Origin of the sequence: Sphingomonas pituitosa NBRC 102491, assembly GCF_001598435.1 — a bacterium.
In the GTDB taxonomy this organism is placed as follows: domain Bacteria; phylum Pseudomonadota; class Alphaproteobacteria; order Sphingomonadales; family Sphingomonadaceae; genus Sphingomonas; species Sphingomonas pituitosa.
The window spans coordinates 118592-138614 of record NZ_BCYY01000014.1; the positions used below are offsets into that span (position 1 = coordinate 118592).

17 protein-coding genes and 1 pseudogene are annotated in these 20023 nt (G+C 69.3%); 9 read left to right on the forward strand and 9 right to left on the reverse strand.

Going from position 1 to position 20023, the window contains the following annotated elements; translation table 11 throughout:
- Positions 1-83 precede the first annotated feature (83 nt).
- Positions 84-1488: pseudogene (locus SPI01S_RS12765) on the forward strand (M20/M25/M40 family metallo-hydrolase).
- A gap of 3 nt (positions 1489-1491) precedes the next feature.
- Here the strand turns inward: SPI01S_RS12765 and recF are convergent.
- Positions 1492-2559: a DNA replication/repair protein RecF gene (gene recF, locus SPI01S_RS12770; protein WP_066722869.1), complete on the reverse strand. Its 1068-nt coding sequence runs from the start codon at positions 2557-2559 to the stop codon at positions 1492-1494.
- 75 nt (positions 2560-2634) lie between these two features.
- Between recF and SPI01S_RS12775 the strand changes: the two genes are divergently transcribed.
- Positions 2635-3435, forward strand: coding sequence for a hypothetical protein (locus SPI01S_RS12775; RefSeq protein ID WP_066722873.1), 801 nt, complete (start codon positions 2635-2637; stop codon positions 3433-3435).
- On the forward strand, positions 3432-4157 hold the full coding sequence (locus SPI01S_RS12780) for a hypothetical protein (RefSeq protein WP_066722876.1): 726 nt from the start codon (positions 3432-3434) through the stop codon (positions 4155-4157). The genes SPI01S_RS12775 and SPI01S_RS12780 overlap by 4 nt, the downstream gene beginning before the upstream one ends.
- Here SPI01S_RS12780 and SPI01S_RS12785 read toward each other — a convergent pair.
- The 3 genes from SPI01S_RS12785 to SPI01S_RS12795 all read right to left on the reverse strand — a co-directional run bounded on the left by SPI01S_RS12785 (position 4154) and on the right by SPI01S_RS12795 (position 7067).
- A complete protein-coding gene (locus SPI01S_RS12785; protein ID WP_066722880.1) occupies positions 4154-4918 on the reverse strand; it encodes a Coq4 family protein in 765 nt (254 codons plus the stop codon). The genes SPI01S_RS12780 and SPI01S_RS12785 overlap by 4 nt on opposite strands.
- 267 nt (positions 4919-5185) lie before the next feature.
- Positions 5186-6298: a DNA polymerase III subunit beta gene (gene dnaN, locus SPI01S_RS12790; RefSeq protein ID WP_066722883.1), complete on the reverse strand. Its 1113-nt coding sequence runs from the start codon at positions 6296-6298 to the stop codon at positions 5186-5188.
- Positions 6299-6446: 148 nt separating this feature from the next.
- Positions 6447-7067, reverse strand: a complete 621-nt coding sequence (locus SPI01S_RS12795) for an outer membrane protein (protein WP_066722887.1) — start codon at positions 7065-7067, stop codon at positions 6447-6449.
- Between the two features lie 262 nt (positions 7068-7329).
- Here SPI01S_RS12795 and SPI01S_RS12800 point away from each other — a divergent pair, with 262 nt between their 5' ends.
- The 3 genes from SPI01S_RS12800 to SPI01S_RS12810 are packed head-to-tail and all read left to right on the forward strand — an operon-like array spanning position 7330 to position 9616.
- Positions 7330-7977 carry a histidine phosphatase family protein gene (locus tag SPI01S_RS12800; protein ID WP_066722890.1) on the forward strand — a complete coding sequence of 216 codons (648 nt, stop codon included), beginning with the start codon at positions 7330-7332 and terminating at the stop codon, positions 7975-7977.
- Positions 7974-8429 (forward strand): hypothetical protein, encoded by a 456-nt coding sequence (locus SPI01S_RS12805; protein WP_066722893.1) that lies wholly within the window; start codon positions 7974-7976, stop codon positions 8427-8429. Before SPI01S_RS12800 ends, SPI01S_RS12805 begins: the two co-directional genes overlap by 4 nt.
- A 29-nt stretch (positions 8430-8458) precedes the next feature.
- Positions 8459-9616 carry a GNAT family N-acetyltransferase gene (locus SPI01S_RS12810; protein WP_174539103.1) on the forward strand — a complete coding sequence of 386 codons (1158 nt, stop codon included), beginning with the start codon at positions 8459-8461 and terminating at the stop codon, positions 9614-9616.
- Between the two features lie 272 nt (positions 9617-9888).
- On the opposite strand, the gene SPI01S_RS12815 is transcribed toward SPI01S_RS12810, so the two are convergent.
- From SPI01S_RS12815 to ppc, 4 genes are read right to left on the reverse strand one after another with little or no spacing between them, the layout of a single operon-like run.
- Positions 9889-11574 carry a hypothetical protein gene (locus SPI01S_RS12815; RefSeq protein WP_066722895.1) on the reverse strand — a complete coding sequence of 562 codons (1686 nt, stop codon included), beginning with the start codon at positions 11572-11574 and terminating at the stop codon, positions 9889-9891.
- Between the two features lie 9 nt (positions 11575-11583).
- The gene (locus tag SPI01S_RS12820) at positions 11584-13101 is read right to left on the reverse strand and encodes a hypothetical protein (protein WP_084253441.1); all 1518 of its coding nucleotides are present in this window, start codon (positions 13099-13101) and stop codon (positions 11584-11586) included.
- Complete coding sequence (locus SPI01S_RS12825; protein ID WP_066722898.1) at positions 13098-14828, reverse strand: hypothetical protein; 1731 nt, start codon at positions 14826-14828, stop codon at positions 13098-13100. Before SPI01S_RS12825 ends, SPI01S_RS12820 begins: the two co-directional genes overlap by 4 nt.
- Before the next feature lie 54 nt (positions 14829-14882).
- Positions 14883-17549, reverse strand: coding sequence for a phosphoenolpyruvate carboxylase (gene ppc / locus SPI01S_RS12830; protein ID WP_066722900.1), 2667 nt, complete (start codon positions 17547-17549; stop codon positions 14883-14885).
- Between the two features lie 114 nt (positions 17550-17663).
- Between ppc and SPI01S_RS12835 the strand changes: the two genes are divergently transcribed.
- The 3 genes from SPI01S_RS12835 to SPI01S_RS12845 all read left to right on the forward strand — a co-directional run bounded on the left by SPI01S_RS12835 (position 17664) and on the right by SPI01S_RS12845 (position 19304).
- Complete coding sequence (locus SPI01S_RS12835) at positions 17664-18467, forward strand: oxygenase MpaB family protein (RefSeq protein ID WP_245653585.1); 804 nt, start codon at positions 17664-17666, stop codon at positions 18465-18467.
- 79 nt (positions 18468-18546) lie between these two features.
- Positions 18547-18990: a hypothetical protein gene (locus SPI01S_RS12840; protein WP_066722905.1), complete on the forward strand. Its 444-nt coding sequence runs from the start codon at positions 18547-18549 to the stop codon at positions 18988-18990.
- Positions 18987-19304 (forward strand): winged helix-turn-helix domain-containing protein, encoded by a 318-nt coding sequence (locus SPI01S_RS12845; protein WP_066722907.1) that lies wholly within the window; start codon positions 18987-18989, stop codon positions 19302-19304. Before SPI01S_RS12840 ends, SPI01S_RS12845 begins: the two co-directional genes overlap by 4 nt.
- Here SPI01S_RS12845 and SPI01S_RS12850 read toward each other — a convergent pair.
- Entirely contained in the window at positions 19288-19959 is a 672-nt protein-coding gene (locus SPI01S_RS12850) for a YoaK family protein (protein WP_066722908.1), read from the reverse strand. The genes SPI01S_RS12845 and SPI01S_RS12850 overlap by 17 nt on opposite strands.
- Positions 19960-20023: the final 64 nt, after the last annotated feature.

Sequence of the window (20023 nt, forward strand, 5' to 3'; positions counted from 1 at the left end):
GGGAGCGATTCGACCGCTGGGGAGGCGCTTCCCTTCCGCACCGTCTCATGCTCCATTGCAGACGGGGAAAAGGGGAAAACCAGATGAAGACGCTTCTCGCCTCCGTCGCGCTCGCGACCGCGATCGCCGCACCCGCCGCCGCGCAGACGCGGCCCGATCAGGCAAAGTTCTTCGAACTCTACAAGGGAGCTGGTCGAGACCAACACGGTGGTGAATGTCGGCAGCTGCACCCAGGCCGCCGAGCAGATCGCCGCGCGGATGAAGGCCGCGGGGTTCAAGGACGAGCAGCTCACGCTGTTCTCGACGCCGGACCACCCCAAGGACGGCGGGCTGGTCGCGGTCTATCCGGGCACGTCGAAGAAAGCCAAGCCGATCCTGCTGCTCGCCCATATCGACGTGGTCGCCGCCAAGCGCGAGGACTGGACCCGCGATCCGTTCAAGCTGATCGAGGAGAACGGCTATTACTACGCCCGCGGCACCGTCGACGACAAGGCGATGGCGGCGACCTGGGCGGACACGCTGATCCGCTTCCAGCAGGCCGGGTACAAGCCCAAGCGCACCGTGAAGCTGGCGCTGACCTGCGGCGAGGAGACGACCTGGGCGTTCAACGGCGCCGAATGGCTCGCCAAGAACAAGCGCGACCTGATCGAAGCCGAATTCGCGCTCAACGAAGGCGGCGGCGGCAAGTCGGACGGGCATGGCAAGGTGCTCGTCCAGAGCATGCAGGTCGGCGAGAAGGCGGTGCAGAATTTCCGGCTGGAGACGACCAACCCCGGCGGCCACAGCTCGATCCCGGTGCCGGAGAACGCGATCTACCAGCTGGCCGATGCGCTGGTGAAGATCCGCGCCTATGACTTCCCGCTGGAGCTGTCCGACACCACCCGTGCCTATTTCGCCAAGGCCGGTGCCGCGCGCAGCGACGCGCTGGGCAAGGCGATGGTGGCGATCGCCGCCAATCCCGCCGACAAGGGCGCCGAGACGCTGCTCAACACCGACCGCGTCTACCATTCGATGCTGCGCACCACCTGCGTCGCGACGCTCTTGGAAGGCGGCCACGCCAACAATGCGCTGCCCCAGCGTGCCGCGGCGAACATCAACTGCCGCATCTTCCCCGGCCACAGCGCCGAAGAGACGCAGAAGGCGCTGGCCGCGGCGATCGGCGACGCCAAGGTGTCGATCACCATGGTGCCGCCGGTGCGCCCGATCGCCAGGCCGCCGGCGCTCGATCCCAAGGTGATGGGGCCGGCGGAAAAGCTGGTCGCGAAATATTTCCCCGGCGTGCCGCTGGTGCCCACCATGTCGACCGGGGCGACGGATGCCATCTTCCTCGCCGCCGTCGGTATCCCGACCTATGGCGTGCCCGGCCCCTGGGGCGATCCGGACGGCAACGGCGTGCACGGCCTCAACGAGCGGATCGAGATCCGTTCGCTGTACGCCGGCCGCGACTATCTGTTCGATCTGGTGAAGGCGTACACCGAACAGGAGTGAGGGTCAGCCCGGCTCGATCCGTCCATCCGCTACCCGGTACCGGGTGGCGGTGGCGGGCACCGCGTCGAACAGCGCGGGTTCGGTGCCGGTCATCCAGACCTGCCCCCGCCCGGCCAGCCGATCGAACAGCGCGGCGCGCCGGCCGGGATCGAGATGCGCGGCGACCTCGTCGAGCAGCAGGATCGGCGGGGTGCCCACGCGGTCCGCCACAAGCTCGGCATGGGCGAGGACGATGCCGAGCAGCAGCGCCTTCTGCTCGCCGGTGGAGCAGAGATGCGCGGGCTGGGCCTTGTCGAGATGCAGGACCTGCAGATCGGCGCGGTGCGGGCCGGTGAGCGTGCGCCCGGCGGCGGCATCGCGGCGGCGACCGTCCCGGAGCGCGGCGGCGAGCGCCGATGCGGCCCCCTGCCACCCCTCCAGCACCAGCCCCGCACGCGCGAACGGCCCCGCGGGCTGGTCGGCAAGCCGCGCGCCCAGCGCCGCCACGGCATCGCGCCGCGCCGCGTCGATCGCCGCGCCGTGCTCGGCCATCCGCGCCTCCAGCGCGTCGAGCCAGGCCGGATCGGGCGGCATCTCGTCGGCCAGCAGCCGGTTGCGTTCGCGCATCGCCGCTTCGTAGCGCGTCGATTCGTGCGCGTGGCGCGGATTGAGCGCCAGCGTCAGCCGGTCGAGGAAGCGACGTCGGTCGCCCGGCGCCTCGAGGAACAGCCGGTCCATGGCAGGGGTGAGCCACAGCACCACCAGCCACTGCGCCAGGCTGGTGGCCGCCGCCGTCGCGCCGTTGACGCGCACGATCCGCCGCTCGGGCGCATCGGCGCGGGTGCCGGTGCCGATCTCGGCCGCGTCGAGCGTCGCGGCGATGCCGAAGCCGCCAGGCCCGCTTTGCCGCGCCATCTCGCTCAGCGGCGCGCCGCGCAGCCCGCGGCCGGGCGCCAGCAGCGACACCGCCTCCAGGATGTTGGTCTTGCCCGCGCCATTCTCGCCGCTCAGCACGACGAAGTCCGCGCCCGGCGTCAGCAGGGCATCCTCATGGTTGCGGAAGTCGGTGAGCAGGAGACGCTTGACGGCCATGCCAGCGGCTGTAGCGCAGCACCTTGCCCACGAACACCGCTTGGCCGATAGATCAGGCTGAAGGGATAGAAACACATGATCCGCAAGACTGTTACGATTGCCGCGCTCGCGCTGGTGGCGGCCTGCTCCAAGGCGCCCGAGGACGTGACCGCGACCTACGCCGCCGCCGGCGGCCGCGGCACCATCACCGTCAAGGCCGCCGCCAATGGCGACGCCAAGGTGGAAGCCGGCCCGCAGACGCTGATCCACAAGGGCGGCACCGATTACGTCGTGATCACCGACGGCAACGACAAGTTCGCCGCCAGCTTCGCCGATTTCGTCGGCGCGACGCAGGACATCGCCAAGGCCAAGGGCATGAAGCCCCAGGCGCTGCCGCAGGACCCGGACTATGAAGCGGTCCAGGTCGGCGAGGAGAAGGTCGGCGACCAGAAGGGCACGATCTGGAGCGTCCAGCCCAAGGGCAACCCGCAGGGTGATTCGATCCGCATCGTCGTCAGCGACGACAGCCGCCTGAAGAACATCGCAGCCGCCATCAGCATGCAGACCAAGCTGACCGGCGCGCGCATGGCGACCGTGTTCACCAGCGTCCCCAAGGCCGAGAAGGTGCTGGAAGACGTGATCGCCAAGGGCGCGGTGCTCCGCCTCGGCGAAGCGCTGACGCTGCAGAACCTCAAGCCGGGCGCGATCCCGGCAAGCGAGTTCGCGCTGCCGACCGTGCTCGACCGCGCCGCACTGCGCAAGCGGATCGAGGACCAGGCCAACAAGGCGCTCGAAGCCGCCAAGGCCGCCGGCGACAAGGCCGGTGAAGCGCCCGCCCCGGGTGCGCCCGCGGCACCCGCCCCCGCCGCTCCGGCAGCGACGCCGGCCGCGAAGTGACGTTCCGCCGCCTCGCGCGCGTGCTGCCGATCCTGCTGGCGCTGGCCCCCTGGCCGGCGCTGGCGGACGTCACCGCTTCCTACCAGGCCGGCAAGGACCGGCTGACCGTGGAAGTGGCCGATAACGGCGATGCGCGTGTCGAGGTTGGCGAGTTCATCTATATCCGTCACGGCGGCGAGGTATATCTGACGCTCGGCAAGCTTGCCGGCGATCAGGTCTCCGGCCGCCGCGACGACATGCTGAAATTGTTCGGCGTGCTGTTCCGCGCCGATCCCGAGACCGCCAGCCTCGCGGCCCCCGCCCCGCTGACGCCGATCGTCGAACCGCTGCGCGAGACCGAGGTCCTGGGGATCAAGGGGCAGGTCTGGCGGATCTGGCCCAAGGGCAAGAGCGATCCCGCCGGCAGCATCGACGCCGCCTTCACCGCCTCGCCCAGGCTGGCGCCGGTGCAGCAGGTCCTTCAATCGGCGGTCACCGGCTTCCTCGACGTGTTCGGTCCGCTGGACAAGCACGGCCGTTTCCGCGCCATCCTCGCCGCGATGAACGACAAGGGCGCCCCGCTGATGGTGCGCGACGCGAACACCGTCCAGCTGCTGGCGCTGGAGGAGGCCCGGATCGCTCCCGCGCGTCTCGCCATACCCGAGGACCTGATCAGCGGCGACGCGCTGGAATTGCTCGCCCGGCAGATGCAGGCGAAGACGAAGGCCGAAAAGAACCCCTAGAGCGCGCCGATGCCCGCCGCGGCCAGCCTCGCCTGGGCGCGCCGATACTGTACCGGCGCGCCGATCCCCAGCCGCGCGCGCGCCGCATCCAGCGGCTCTTCCAGAAGCTTCTCGTAGTCCTCGCCGTGCAGCCAGCCGGCGCGTTTGCCGTGGCGATAGCCTTCCCAGATCGCCCGCACGCAATCGAACCGCCCCGTGGTGCGGATACTCTTGAGCGCGCCGCCCAGGGCGATGAAGCCCCAGCCCAGCCCGCCGGTCTGCGCATAGGAAAAGGCGACGAGGCACAGCTCGCCGAGATGCTCGTCGGCCTGGTAGCCGGTCAGCACGTGCCAGAGGTCGTGGATGTCGCGCTCGCGCCGGCCCATCCAGGCATAGGGATGCTCCACCTCAATGCCCTGGAAGCCGCCCTCGACCATGCTGACCTGCACCAAGCCGTCGGCCGAATAGCCGGTGGAATCGAGGAAGTCGCGATAGGCGGCGCCCAGCGTGCCGGGCGCGAAGCCGTCGATCCAGTCGCGGTCGGTCAGGCGCTGCGACAGCTCCAGCCTGCGATAGGCGAGCTTGCCGCCGCCGGGGACGGTCAGCAATTTGCGGTAGTTGCGCTGGCTGACATCGCCGTTCAGCGCGCGCATGATCTTGAAGACCTGTTCGGTATCGTCGCCGTTCGCGAGCAGCCGGCGCAGCGCCGACAGCGCAGTGCCCCATTCGCGCTTGAGCGGGACGCCAGGGTTGAGCAGCGGTTGCGGTGCCTTGGTCGCCATCCAGTCCGATCCGTGTAACTGACAGGCATGTAAATAGCAGGGCCGCGGCATGGATTCAACGCGGCCGTGTATTTTGATTGAGGCGGACGACGGATCCAGGGAGACCCGCCGCCCGACCCAAGTCCCGTAAGTGCGACCCTCGGGGCTTGGCCCCGCTTATGATCGCACGCATGGATCCGACAAAGCCGGGGAAAGCGCGGGGGCCGCCGGCAATCGGCCGTCAACCATGGACAAGCCGCTGTTCTACCACGGAAAAACGATGCGGGATCAGACCCGCATCGGCATCAATACGTAGAGCGCGGGCGAGCTGTCATTCTCGCGGATCAGCGTCGGTGCAGCCGCATCGGCGAGATGCACTTCCACCAGATCGCCTTCGATCTGGCCGAGAATGTCCATCAGATAGCGGCTGTTGAAGCCGATCTCGAAGCCCTGCGCGGCATATTCGCCGGGGACTTCTTCGGCCGCGACGCCGTTCTCGGGGCTGGTGACCGAGAGCACGACCTTGTCGCGCTCCAGCGCCATCTTAACCGCGCGGGTCTTCTCGGTCGCGATGGTCGAGACGCGGTCGACACCCTGCATCAGGCTCTTCGGATCGAGCTTGAGCAGCTTGTCGTTCGCCGTCGGGATCACGCGGCTGTAATCGGGGAAGGTACCGTCGATCAGCTTCGAGGTGAGGATCGCCTGGCCCAGGTCGAAGCGGATCTTCGACGGCGAGAGCGACACGCCCACCGAACCGTCGACCTCGTCGAGCAGCTTGCGCAGCTCGGCGACGCACTTGCGCGGCACGATCACGCCCGGCATCGCATCGGCGCCGTCCGGGCACGGCACGGTGACGCGCGCCAGCCGGTGGCCGTCGGTCGCCGCGGCGCGCAGCATGCGGGTGGCATCGTCCGTCACGTGGAAGAAGATGCCGTTCAGATAATAGCGCGTCTCCTCGGTGGAGATCGCGAAGCGGGTCTTGTCGATGATCTGCTTCAGCGTCTCGGCCGGCAGCTCGAACGTCGTCGGCAGCTCGCCCTCGGCGATCATCGGGAAATCGTCGCGCGGCAGCGTGCCGAGCTGGAAGCGGGCGCGGCCGGCGACCACCGTCAGCTTGCCCTCGGCCGCGGTGAGCACCACCTGCGAACCCTCGGGCAGCTTGCGGACGATGTCGAACAGCGTGTGCGCCGACACCGTCGTCGCGCCGACCTGGTCGACCGCGGCGGGGATCGTCTCGTCGATCTGGAGATCGAGATCGGTCGCCATCAGCCGGATCGTGCCGCCGAGCTGCGCATCGATCAGCACGTTGGACAGGATCGGAATCGTGTTGCGCCGCTCGACCACCGACTGGACGTGGCTCAAGCCCCTCAACAGAGTTGCGCGTTCGATCGTCGCCTTCATGTACCTCAAACCCCCGGGCCGTCGCCCAACATCCTACCCGGCGCGACCCGGCCGGTGGCAATGCGCCATGACGTACCCTTAACGCGAAAAAGGGCCGGAGCAAGCCGCTCCGACCCCCTTTTCCACAGTCGGACCGCCTTTTCGGCGATCAGAAGCGGACGCCGATGCCGGTGACGATCTGGTGACGCTCCGGATCGACGCCATTGGTCTGCGAGCCATAGTTGGAATAGCGATATTCCGCCTTGGCGAAGACCTTGTCGGTCACCTTGAACTCGGCGCCGGCGCCCAGGCGCCAGCCGTCATAATTGTCGCGCTGGCGGAAGGAGAGCGCCGGCGCGGTGGCAGTAGCCGGCGAATCATAGTCGGTGATGAACTGCGCATTGGTGTAGCCAGCCTTGGCGTAGATCAGCGTGCGCGGGTTCGCGACGAAGCCGAGGCGGCCGCCGACATAGAGGTCGCGGCCCGCCTTCACGCGCAGTCGGTCGCCGGCAGTCAGCACGTCGCCGCTGCGATCGCTGATGCTCGATCCCGTCACTTCGCCCTCGACGCCGAACACGGTGCCGCCACGCTGGATGTCATAGCCGATGTTGCCGCCAAAGGTGACGCCGTCGCGCGACGCGTCAAAGGACGACTTGTCGTTCACGCGGTCCCAGCCGACGATTGCCTCGGCATGCGATCCGGCGAAGCTCTGGTCCTGCGACTGGGCGAAGGCCGGCGCGGCGAAGGCAGTGGAGACAATCAGGGCGGCGATGGAAAGCTTGGTACGCATAACGAATACTCCTCACTGAAGCCGCACCGACAGGGTGCGGCCTGACTGCAACCGAAGGCCCGGAGGCTTCGGCTGGACGCTCGGTTCCGAGGGGAAGGGGCGGCCCACGCGGGCGCCGCGAACCATTCTTCCTCCCGTTTGCTCCCGGCGTGCCCCGCGAGCTGGGGGACGGATGCACCCGCAGCCCTGTCGCCGGGATGAACGAATCAGGGCCAAAACGGGGCATTGCGTTTCCGGGGGTTTCGCCCGAGAGACATGGGCCATGGCCAGCACCCGGAAAGGCCGCGACTTCATCGCGCGGCATGGCGAGACCGTCTTCAACATCGCCCGGCGGATGCAGGGCGACCATCCCCACACCCCGCTGACCCGCGCCGGCTTCGCCCAGGCCGATGCGATGGGCGCCGCACTGCGCGAACTGCTCGGCCCGAAGCCGAAGCTGACGCTATGGGCCTCCAGCGCCGGCCGCGCGCTGCAGACGCTGGCGATCATCGCCGAGCATCTCGAGCTCGACTGGCACCAGGCGCGCACCGACGATCGACTGGTCGAGATCGGCATGGGCGCGTGGAGCGGGCGCTATTATGCCGAGCTGGAGCGCGAGGTCGGCAGCTTCCTCGATTCCGAGCACGGCCTCTACACCCGCCCCCCGGAGGGCGGCGAATGGTATGACGGCATCGCCGCGCGCGTCTCGTCCTGGCTGGCCGATACCGACGAGGATCCCGGCGACCGGCTGGTGATCATGCACGGCATGTCGAGCCGCATCCTGCGCGGGGTGATGACCGGCCGCGACGTGCTGCCGCAGTTCGACGCGCCCGTCGCGCGGGACCTGCCGCAGGGTTCGATCGTGCGGATCGAAGGCGGTGTGGAGACGGTGGTGCATCTCGGCACCGGGCGCGGCGCCGCGCCGGCATGATCGCCCTTCTGGCGCTGCTCGCGCTTGCCGGGCCGCGCGAGACGATCGGGATTTTCGAGCGCTGGGGCGCCTTCCGGGATGCCGCGCCGACGCGTTGCTTCGCGGTGGCGCGGCCGGTCGACAAGGCGCGGCGCGGCGAAGCCTATCTCAGCATCGCGAGCTGGCCCGGTCGCGGGGTGCGGCACCAGCTCTATATCCGCCTCAGCCGTGCGCGGGCGGACCATGCCCGGGTGATGCTGGTGGCGGGCGAACGGCGCTTCGAACTCACCGCCAGCCGCCACGATGCCTGGGCCCCCGATGCGCGCACCGACTCGGCGATCGTCGCGGCGATGCGCGACGGCCGGGCGCTGAGCGTGGAAAGCGTCGACACCGGCGGGGTGCCGTTCGTCGACGGCTATGCGCTGCAGGGTGCAGCCAGCGCGATCGATGCGGCGACGCTGGCCTGCCTCTAGCGGACGAAACCACTGGCGCCGCGCGACCCATGCACTATCTTGTCCCCGTGCGATCCCCATCCGTCACCGCCCGCCTCGCCGACGGCGTCGCTTCGATCCCAGCGGCCGAGTGGGATTCCTGTGTGGGCGCCGACAACCCGTTTCTCAGCCACGCCTTCCTGTCGATCCTCGAAGCTTCCGGATCGGCGACGGCACAGACCGGGTGGCAGCCGCTGCCGATCGTCGTCGACGATGCGAACGGCGTCCCCGTCGCGATCGCCCCCGCCTATGCCAAAAGCCACAGCCAGGGCGAATATGTGTTCGACCATAGCTGGGCCGATGCCTGGGAGCGCGCCGGCGGCCGCTATTACCCCAAGCTGCAGATCGCGGTGCCGTTCACGCCCGTGCCCGGCGCCCGGCTGCTGCTGCGCGATGCCGACCAGGCGTCCGCGCTGATCGCCGCGGTCGAGGCAGTGGTGAACCAGCACGGCCTCTCCTCCGCCCATGCCACCTTCGTCGACGAAGCGCAGGTGCCGCTGTTCGAGGCGGCCGGATGGCTGATCCGCACCGGCACCCAGTTCCACTGGCAGAATGACGGCTATGCCGGGTTCGACGATTTCCTCGGCGCGCTCGCCAGCCGCAAGCGCAAGGCGATCCGCAAGGAACGCGCCGCCGCCGTGGAAGGGCTGACGATCCGCCACCTTACCGGGGCCGAGATCACCGAGGCGCATTGGGATGCGTTCTGGGCCTTCTACCAGGATACCGGCAACCGGAAATGGGGCCGCCCCTATCTCACGCGGCCCTTCTTCTCGATGCTCAGCGCGGCGCTGGGGGACCGCGTGCTGCTGATCTTCGCCGAGCGCGACGGCCGGCCGATTGCCGGGGCGCTCAACCTGATCGGCGGCGATGCGCTGTACGGCCGCTACTGGGGCTGCGTGGAGGACGTGCCGTTCCTCCATTTCGAGCTCTGCTATTACCAGGCGATCGACGCCGCGATTGCGCGCGGCCTGCCCCGTGTCGAGGCGGGCGCGCAGGGCGAACACAAGCTGGCCCGCGGCTATGTGCCGGTGACGACCTGGTCGGCCCACTACCTCCCCGACCCCGGCTTCCGCCGCGCCGTCGCCGACTTCCTGGTGCGCGAGCAGCAGGCGGTGGAGCGCGAGCAGGAATATCTGGAAGAGCTGACGCCGTTCAGGAAAGCGGAGTAGGGTCTGGTCTTTGTCCGCCCCCCGGCGAGGTGAGGTCAGTCTCGCCGCTCGAGCGCGGCCTCAAGCCAGAAAATTCGCTTTCCCAATGCCTTAGCTGTTTTAGCGGAAGGGGAGATGCTGAGCCTAATACGGGCGCGGTGAAGCTCGGCCCGAATTGCCTCCTCGGTCATTGCCGCCAATTCATCGTTCCGATGCGGAACGCCTGATCGCTTACCCATCGGTGCAATCTGCTCTGCAAGACCGATGTGCGCAACCGCGCGAGCAGAAATCCCTTAAGAAGGCGGCGCGGTCCCGTTGCCCGGCAGTTCCCCCGCCGCCTCGGCCTCACGGATCAGCACGGCTTCGGGGCGCGGGATCGGCAGGTCGCCGGGGTTGAGGCCCGGCCCGGGCACATTGTGGTCGACCCGGTACAGCACGCTCGGCCCATCGCGCCACACCGGGATCAGCCCCTGTTCGTAGCGCTTGTCGTACGCCGGCGGCCGGATCAGCCAGACATAGTCGAAGGCGTCGCGCGGGAAGAGCGACAGGCTGCGCGCGATCGGGCGCCACCATTCGCGCGGGCACTGGACGTTGGTCACCAGCTCCGACGGATCGTGCGCGAAGCGCTTCGCCGCGCGGTACCGCACCGTCATCAACTGGCCGCCGGCCATCGACCATTGGTCGTTGGTATAGGCCAGCCGCCGCTCGAGCGCGAGGCCGGGGACGTGCTGCAGCCGGGTCATCGCCCATTCGTTGTAGCACGTCTCCCCGACGAAGCTCACCAGCCGCGCGCCGACCGGCACATGCTCCAGCGCCTTGAGCTCGCGGTCATAGGCCCTGTCGTACAGGGCGAAGCTCGCGGTCGTCGCGCCGATGCGGGCGAGGAAGAAGGCGAGGCCGAGCACCGCCACCAGCGTCGCGCCGCGCATCGACAGGCCGGGCTTGGGCCGGATCGCGAGGATCGCGACGGCGATCAGGAACGGCACCATCCGCATGTCGGCATAGGCCGATCCGAACACCACCCGCGGCAGGAAGATATAGACCAGCAGCAGGAACAGCGCGGAAAGGCCGAGGTTGCGCGAATACTGGATATTGGGGTCCCGCACCGCCTTCAGCATCAGCAGGAAGATCACGCCGACGCTGGCGAGATCGAACAGCTGCCAGCGATCGCGGAACACCTGCGTCACCCACAAGGTCTTGGCGCGCCAGTTGAACCAGTCGAAGGTCTGGCCCGAGACATGCTCGCCGCCGCGCCAGATCACCATCAGCACCGCCGGCAGTGCCATCACCGCGCACTGCAGCCCGGCGAAGAAGATCGGCGCGAGCCAGCCGCCCACCAGATCCTGGTACCAGGGCAGTGCGCGGTTGCGGCGCAGGTCGTGCTGGCGGATCAGCTCGGCCGAGAAGGCGAGCACGCCCAGCACGCCCCAGCCGAAGGTGTGGGTGATCCAGATGATCACCGAGAGCGGCACGAACACCAGCGAGCGGAACTGGAACTTGCCCAGTCGGGCCAGCCGCAGCCACCAGCCGAACGCCAGCATCGCCATGCCCATCGACAGCGCGAAATTGACGAAGCCGAAATGGAACGGGAAGGCATAGGCGAGCGGCAGCGCGAACAGCGCCGTCGCCGGGATGCGGCCGTGCACCTCGCGCGCGATCATCAGGAAGCCCGCGACGGTCATCACCGGAATCGCGAGGACGATCAGCTTCACGCCCAGTTCCAGCCCGAAGATCTTGGCCATGGGGAAGACCAGCAGGTCCACCCCCAGATTGCCCATCAGCTGCCAGCGAAAATCATACCATTCGCGCAGCCACGGCACCTGGTCATAGACCAGCTGGACCCGGTAGCGGCCCATATGGCCGGGCAAGTCGACGAGCGGCGGGATATCCGGCCACAAGAGCGGCACGGCCGCCATCAGCGTGGCGAACAGTACGAACCAGCGTGTCTGCCACCAGCGCAGCGGAACCCCTTTATCCATCGCGCCGCTTTAGTGCGGCGATGCCCCGGGCGACAAGCGCTTATGGTCGATCCTGTAGAGCGCATCCTCGCCGTTGCTCCAGATCCGGGTCATGCCGGCGGTGCCGCGCGGGGCGATGGCGGGAGGGTGGATCAGCCACACATAGTCGAACGCATCGCGCGGCAGTGCCGCCAGCGACTCCTCCAGCGTGCGGAATCCGGGCTCGACCGGACAGGGGCGGGCAAGCACCATCTGCGCGGGATCGCTGTCGAACCCGGCCATCGCGGCCGGGGCGTGGATGGTGAGCGGGGAGCCGCCCGCCAGCGGCCACTGATCGTTGGAAAAGGCCCGCCGCTCGGCCAGGGCGAGCCCGGGCAGATGGTTGAGGCGCCGGTGCCTCCAGGGCTGGCCGCAGGTCTCGCCGACGAAGCTCACCAGCCGGGCGCCCTGGGGGAGATGGTCGAGCGCGGCGAGACGCTGGCGCCAGTCGTGATCATAAAGTGCCAGGCTCGCCGTGGTGGCGCCGGTGCGAACCAGGAGGAAGGCGAGCGCGATGCCGGCGATGACGGCCTTCCGACGGGCGCCGAGGCTCGGCTTCGCCTCCAGCGCGAGCAGCGCCAGGAGCAGGAGGAACGGCACCAGCCGCATGTCGGCATAGGCCGAGTGGAACAGCATGAACGGCAGCAACAGGAAGGCGGCGAGCACCAGCAGGAAGGCACGCTGCAGCCGCGGCTCGACCCGCGTCGCCGGATCGCGCCAGCCCTGGTAGAGCAGGCCGAAAAGCAGCGCGACCGAGAGGAGGTCCAGCGGCTGCCAACGATCGCGCAGCACCGAGAGCAGCCAGGCGAGCTTGATGTTCCACACGAAGAACGGGCCGGACAGGCCGGCGCTCGATCCGCTGCGCCACAGCAGCAGCAGCGCCGCCGGCGGCGCCAGCGGCAGCAGGCGGATGGGCAGCTTCCGCCAGTCGCGCAGCTCGGCGGCGAAGACGAACAAGCCCAGCATTGCCCAGCCAACGACATGCGCCAGCCAGATCGCCAGCGACAGCGGCACGAACACCGCCGCCCGCAGGCGGAACCGGCGTTGCCGCCCCAGGCGCAGCCACAGCGCGAAGGCGTTGAGCGCCAGGGCCATGGCCAGCAGATAGTTCACGAAGCCGAAGTGGAAGGCATAGCTGTGGACGAGCGGCAGCGCGGCGATCGTCCAGGGCTGGATGCGCCCGTGCACCTCCTGCGCGATCCACAGGATTCCCGCGGTCATCAGCATCACGGTGGCGATCACCGCCAGCTTCACCGCCGGCAGCAGCCCCACCCAGGGCGCCAGCGCCCGCACCGCCAGGTCGACGCCGAGATTGCCGACCAGCATCCAGCGGAAGCGATACCAGGCAGCCAGCGGACCAGCATTCCCGTCCAGCATCACCCGGAAGCGGCCGATATGGCCCGGCAGGTCGGTCAGCGGCGGGATCGCCGGCCAGAGCAGCGGCACGGCGCTGAGCAGCACCGCCGCCAGCGCGAACCAGCGGCGTTCCCACCAGCGCGGATCGCTCACTGGGCGGTTCGCCGCTCGGGCTGGGTGAGGGTGAAGACGCGTGCGCCGACGCCCGCGGGCGACACCGGCCGCAGCCAGGCCGGCACCTCGCCTGCCCGCAGGCTGCCGACCAGCCGGTTCCGGTCGACGGCAAGGTCGCCCAGCTCGGCGAAACTGTCCGGGCATAGCGCGACATAGTCGACGCCCCAGCGCCGTGCGAGGGCTTCCGCATGGATCGGCGGGCTGAGGAACAGGTCGTACATGGCACGGTTTCCTTGCGTGTTGCGGTGATAGGGGCCGGCGAGAACGCGGTGCCGGGTGGTGGTGAGCAGCGTGGGCCCGAAATCCGCAGGCGCGGCGACGAGGCCGGGCGGCAGGGCCACGAGACGTCGGGCGGCGGCCGCGCCCGAACAGCCGGACCCCGCCTGTACCGGCATGGCGGGGAGCAGTGCGGCGCCGAGGCCCGCGTGCACGATGCCGGCCGAAGCGATCCAGGCGGCCAGCAGCGGCAGCGGCCCCCGCGTGCGCGCCGCGCGAATCATCGCCGCCAGCATCGGCACGCCGAGCAGCGCGGCGAGCGGTGCGGCGCGTACCTGTACCAGGCAGACCGCCATCGCCGTCGCCTGGAAGCCGAGCACGGTCCACGCCGCCGCCGTGCGTCTCCGCCAGGCGAACCCGATGCCGGCGGCCAGGCCGGCAAGCGCCACGCCCGCCGCGGCCATCGCCTTGCCGATCGGCAGCGCGACCAGCGACTGCGCCTCGTTGACATGCGCCAGCCACAGCCGTGCCAGCACCGGGTCGACCTGCCCATAGGGATGGAGACACGCGGGGGAGAGCGCCGCGGCACCGCCCAGCGCAAGGCTGCCGGAAACCAGCAGCACCGCCGTCCGCAGACGTACCGATCGCGTGGCGAACCCCGCAACGGCCATCGCGGCAGGCGCGAGCGCCGCCAGCATCGCACCACGCCAGAGGATCGCGGTGAACCCGTCGCAGGCGGCGACGCTCCAGCCGCTGGATCGAAACAGACATGCGGACGCGCTCAGCGCCAGCAGCAGCACCGTCGCATAGCCCGCCATCCGCGCCTGCGCGCCGGGCGCATCGCGCCGCCACGCGAGCGCGAGGGCGCCTCCGCCTGCCGCCAGCAGCGGCGCCGTCTCCATGCCGACGACGAGCGAGAGCGTGGTCGCCAGCCCCGCCACCGCGCCTCGCCGCAGCGTGCCGTCGCCCAAGCTGGCGTGGAGGAGCGCCAGCACCAGCACGATCTGCAACGCGTGATGATCGATGCGGCCGGGCACGAACAGGGTGATCGCGGGAAACGCCAGCGCCGCGAGGATGGCGGCGACCGCGCCCGATTCGCCCAGCTGCCGGGCGATGGCCGCGACCAGCAACAGCATCGCCGCGAACAGCAGCAGCGGCGACACCACCACCGCGACGAGCGTCGCCGCCGGCGCACCGAACGGCGGCGTCAGCAGCAGGATCAACCCGGCGGGGACGAGATCGGCGAGACGCGACCAGTGCATCTCCAGCCCCGGCGCCGGCCCCAGCCGATGCTGGGCGAGATCGGCGAAGGGCTGGCCCGCCAGCCAGTCGCGGATCTGCTGGAGCCGCATCAGGTCGTCGGTATCGGGCAGGCGCAGCGCGGCGAGCGCCGTGCGGTCCCGCACGGTCCAGGCAACCCCCAGCAGCAATGCCAACCCGATCGCGACAATCGAATCGCGTGCGGCATGGCGAGGATGGCCCGGTCCCATGCCCCAGCGCTAGGGCCACATGGTTAACCCCGGGTTAGACCGGGGCTCCGGGCCCTACCCGCTGTTGCGCAGCGCCGTGGCGATCGCGTTGATCGACAGCAGGATGCCCTCGCCGATCCGCGGATCGTCCTCGCCGGCGCGGTGCCGCTTCATCAGCTCGATCTGGAGCAGGTTGAGCGGCTCGATATAGGGCAGGCGCAGCCGGATCGAGGTTTCCAGCGGCGGGTGCTTCTCCAGCAACCGGGTCTGGCGGGTGACCTGCAGCAACCCGTCATGGGTCTGCTGCCAGCCGTCCCGGATCCGGCCGAATATGCCCTGTCGCAGCTCGGCGTCCTCGACCAGCGCCGCATAATGTTCGGCGATGCCCATGTCGGACTTGGCGAGCACCTGCTCCATATTGTCGAGCGTCGCGCGGAACAGCGGCCAGGCGCTGGCCATCTCGCGCAGCAGGCCCTTGTCCTCGAACGCCTCCAGCGCCGCGCCGACGCCGTACCAGCCCGGCAGCATCACGCGCGCCTGCGCCCAGCTGAACACCCAGGGAATCGCGCGCAGATCCTCGATCGCGTCGCTCTTCTTGCGGCTGGCCGGGCGCGAGCCGATCTTGAGGCCGGCGATCTCGGCGATCGGCGTCATCTGGCGGAAGAAGGTGGTGAAGCCCGGCGTCTCGTAGACCAGCCCGCGATAGGCGCGGAAGGCGCTGTCCGAGAGCTGGTCCATCGCGGCGGCGAAGCGATCGGCATCGGCGGGCGCGAGCTGTTCGGGCTCCAGGCTGGCGAGCAGCGTGGCCGAGGCCATCGCCTCCAGATTGGTCATCGCGCTTTCGAGGCTGCCATATTTGGCGGCGATCACCTCGCCCTGTTCGGTGATGCGGATGCGGCCCTGCACCGTGCCCGGCGGCTGGGCGAGAATCGCCGAGAAGCTGGAACCGCCGCCGCGCCCGACCGCCCCGCCGCGGCCGTGGAACAGCTGCATCGCCACGCCCGCCTGCTCGAACACCGGCTTGAGCGCGGTCGAGCCCCGGCTGAGCTGCCAGGTCGAGGTGAGATAGCCGCCGTCCTTGTTCGAATCGGAATAGCCGATCATCACTTCCTGGTGCCCGCGCGCCGCGGCGATCGCCGCGACTTCGGGCAGGCCCAGCCAGGCTTCCATGATCGGCGGCGCGGCTTCGAGGTCGGCGATCGTTTCGAACAGCGGGATCGCCATGATGTGCGCCTGCGGCGTGTCGCCCGGCACGTAGAGCCCGGCTTCCTTGAGGAGGATGTGGACCTCGAGCAGGTCGGAGACCGACTGCGCCATCGAGACGATGTAATGGCGGATGCAGTCGCGGCCGTAGCGCGCATGCGCCGCCGCCGCCTCGCGGACGATGGCGAGCTCGGACGCGGTCTCCTCCGAATACACCGCATAGGGGCTGGTCAACGGCCGGACATTGGCGAGCTCGCGGCGCAGCAGCGCAATGCGCGCATTCTCGTCCAGCGCGGCATAGTCGTCACACACACCGGCCGACTTGAGCAGTTCCGCCACCACGCGCGCGTGGATCGCGCTGTTCTGGCGCATGTCGAGCGTGGCGAGATGGAAGCCGAAGGTTTCCACCGCGCGAATCAGCCGGCCGAGCGCGCCGCCGGTGGCGAGCGGTCCGCCATCGGCCAGGCCATGGGCGATCGCGACCAGATCCTCGCGGAACTCGGCGGGGTGGCCGTACGGCGCCGCCGGAATCGGCGAGGGGCGGCCCGGACGCTTGCCGATCAGCTTCTCATGCGTCGCCGAAAGCCGCGCATAGATGCCGGTCAGCGCGCGCCGATAGGGTTCGTCGCTGCGGCTGGTGCCGGTGTCGCCGCTCGCTTCGGCAAGCTTGAGCACCGCCTCGGGTACGTCCGTATGCTCGGTCGAGATCGACAGTTCGGCGCCGAGCGCGTGGACTGATTCCAGATAGTGGTCGAGCACCGTCTCCGCCGCGCGGGCAAGCGCGAAGCGCATCGAATCGGCGGTGACGAAGGGATTGCCGTCGCGATCGCCGCCGATCCAGCTGCCGGGCCGCAGGAAGCTCGGCGCGCGGTCGCCCAGCGCGCGATCCCAGCGGGCGTAGAGCGCGGGCAGCACCGGCAGGAACACGTCGCGGAAATAGGAAAGCGCGGTCTCGACCTCGTCCGGCACGCCCAGCTTCTCGCGGCGCAGGACACGTGTCTGCCAGAGCAGCGCGATCTGGCGGAGGATCGCCTCTTCCACCTGGTCGCCGTCCGGCGTCTCGGTCACGCCCTGGTCGCGCAGCCGCATCAGTTCGGCGATGCGGTTCTTGTGGTCGATCATCGACTTGCGCCGCACCTCGGTGGGGTGCGCGGTGAGCACCGGGCTGACCAGCGCATGTTCGAGCAGCGCCATTACCGGTTCGCGGCCGATGCCCGCCTGGGCGAGGCGCTTCAGCGCGGCGGCGACATCGGCGTCCTTCTCGGTCGCCACGCCCTGGCGATCCTCGGCAAGATTGGCGAGCATCGAGAACTGCATGAAGCCGCGGACGAAATCGAGCGTCTCGTCGAGGCTCAGCCGGTCCAGCCCCGAATCGATCGCGCCGGCCCCCGCCACGCCGCGATGCCGGTCGACCGAGGTGGCGCGGATATACTCGATCCGCTTGAACAATTCCTCGCCGCCATAGGCACGAATGACGTCGCCCAGCAGCCGCCCAAGAAAGCGGATATCGGGGTTGTTGGTGATTGCGATGCTGGCCATGGCGGCATTTGCTGCACTGCAAAGCGAACGCGGTCAACTTGTTCGCGCTACCAGACTCCCTAGCTTAAGGGCATGGATTTAGTTGCATTTGCAACCCACAGCGTACGACGCGCAATGATCGGCCAGGTACGTGCGGTTTTCAACGATGCCGCGCGCGGCGAGAAGCCGGTCGAACGCAGCGCGGATGGCCTGTTCGCGCCCGATTCGGTGATCTGGCGGGTCCACGGCGACGTCACCACCATGATGGTCGGGGGCGTCGCTGCGCTGTTGCTGCAGATGCTCCATCCGGCGGTGCTGGCCGGCGTGTGGGACCATTCGAAGTTCCGCCACGACATGCTCGGCCGCCTCCGCCGCACCGCGCGCTTCATCGCGCTGACCAGCTATGCGTCGCGCGACGAGGCCGAGGCGGCGATCGCGCGGGTGCGCGGCATCCACCACCATGTCCGCGGCACCCTGCCCGACGGCACGCCGTACGCCGCGGACGATCCCCGGCTGCTCGCCTGGGTACATGTCACGGAAGCGGTGAGCTTTCTGGACGGATGGATCCGCTATGCCGAGCCCGGCATGTCGCAGGCCGATCAGGACCGCTATTTCGCCGAGTTCGCGCAGGTGGCGGAGGCGCTGGGCGCCGATCCGGTGCCGCACAGTCGCGCCGAGGCGCAGGCGCTGATCGCCACGATGCGCGGCGAACTTCGCTTCGACGCGCGGACCCGCGAGGTCGCCCGGCTGCTGCTCGAACAACCCGCGCCAAACCTGGCGACCAGGCCCTTCCAGGCGATGACCTTCGCCGCCGCGATCGACCTGCTGCCCGGCTGGGCCCGCCAGATGCACCGGCTTTCCACCCCGCCGCTGGCCGCCCCGGCGGTGCGCCTGGGCACCCGCGGCGTGGCGGAGACGTTGCGCTGGGCGTTTCGCTGATTTTCCAATCCGGAAAGTTTTCACTTTCCGAACCGGAAAAACATGCTATCTCTTTCCACATCGGAAAGGGAGAATTACCATGTCCACCGTCGCCGAAGCCCAGGAAGCCCTGGCACAGATCCACGCCAGCCGCGCGCAGCTCGCCCGGATTGCGCATTGCCCGCCCGCACGGCACTTCGCCTTCGCCGCACTGGAGGCGGGGTTCGTCGCCTCACCGGCTGCCGCGCCCTACCAACTGCTCGCCATGGCGCCGCTCGTCATCGGGCTGGTGCTGGTCCTCCGCTGGGACCGTCGCCGGCTCGGCATGTTCATCAACGGCTATCGCCGCGGCCGCACCCGTCGCGTGATCGCCGCCTTCCTGCCGATGATCCTCGCGCTCTACGGCGCCAGCGTCTATTTCGTCTTCGCCAGGCAGGAAATCTGGCCGTCGCTGCTGCTCGGCGCGGCGACCTTCGGCCTCGCCACCTATATGAGCCATGTCTGGCAGCGCGTGTTCGTCCGCGAGCTCGAGGCGAGCCTGTGAGTGCGCCCGAATTCGATGCAGTGATCCACCCGCCCACCCGGCTGCAGATCATGGCGGTGCTGACCAATGTGCAGGAAGCCGAGTTCGCCACGCTGCGTGACCTCACCAAGGTGAGCGACTCGGTGCTGTCGAAGCATCTCTCGGCGCTGGCCGATCCCGGCTACGTCAAGCTGCGCAAGGCGGCGGCGAACGGCCGGCAGCGAACCTGGGCCTCGGCCACCCGCGCCGGCCGGGCGGCGTTCGAGCGCCATGTCGCGGCGCTGCAGGCACTGGCCGGCCTGGTGCCCGGCGAAGCCGTCAGCGCACCAGCGTAAGGTCGGGCCGCCCGCGCGGCCGGGTCATGCTGGCGAGCAGCAAGGTCAGCACGGCCGCGAAGAGCGGCGCCAGCCACAGCGCGCTCCAGCCCCAGCGGAACTGGCTTTCGGCACCGATCACCACCCCGCTGACGAAGCCGAGCCACAGCGCCAGATAGCGCAGCCAGCCGAACCGATCGGCATCGCCCATCAGCGCCCCGGCCAGCTTCTGCCCCATCTTGACCAGCGACCCGGTCATGTAGGTCAGCCCGATCGTGACTTCGCCGTCCCGCTGGAACACGCCGTTCTCGGTCCCCATCGCGGCGGCAAGCAGCAGCAGCACGACGGGCCCGGGCATCAGCATCGCGACGATGGCGGCGAGGGCCAGCAGCAGCGTTACCGCCGCCATCACCACCGGCTGGTGCCGATGCGGCCGCGCGCGCCCGATCACGCTGGACAGGATCACGCCGGCGACGAAGCTCATCACCAGCGACGCCGCGATCGCCGCATCGTGCAGGGAGCCGCTGCCCAGGCCGACGCCCAGCCGCGTCGAATTGCCGCTCATGAACGAGGCGAAGAAGCCCCCCAGGCTGGTGAAGGCGAGCGCATCGACGAAGCCGGCGAGCGCCGCCAGAAGGATCGCAAGGGCGATCAGCGGAGACTCGGTACGTTGCATGTGCCCTCTCTGCCCCAAGCAGGCGCGACTCGCCAAGGGTCTGCGTTTGACTTGGAGCTCCGCC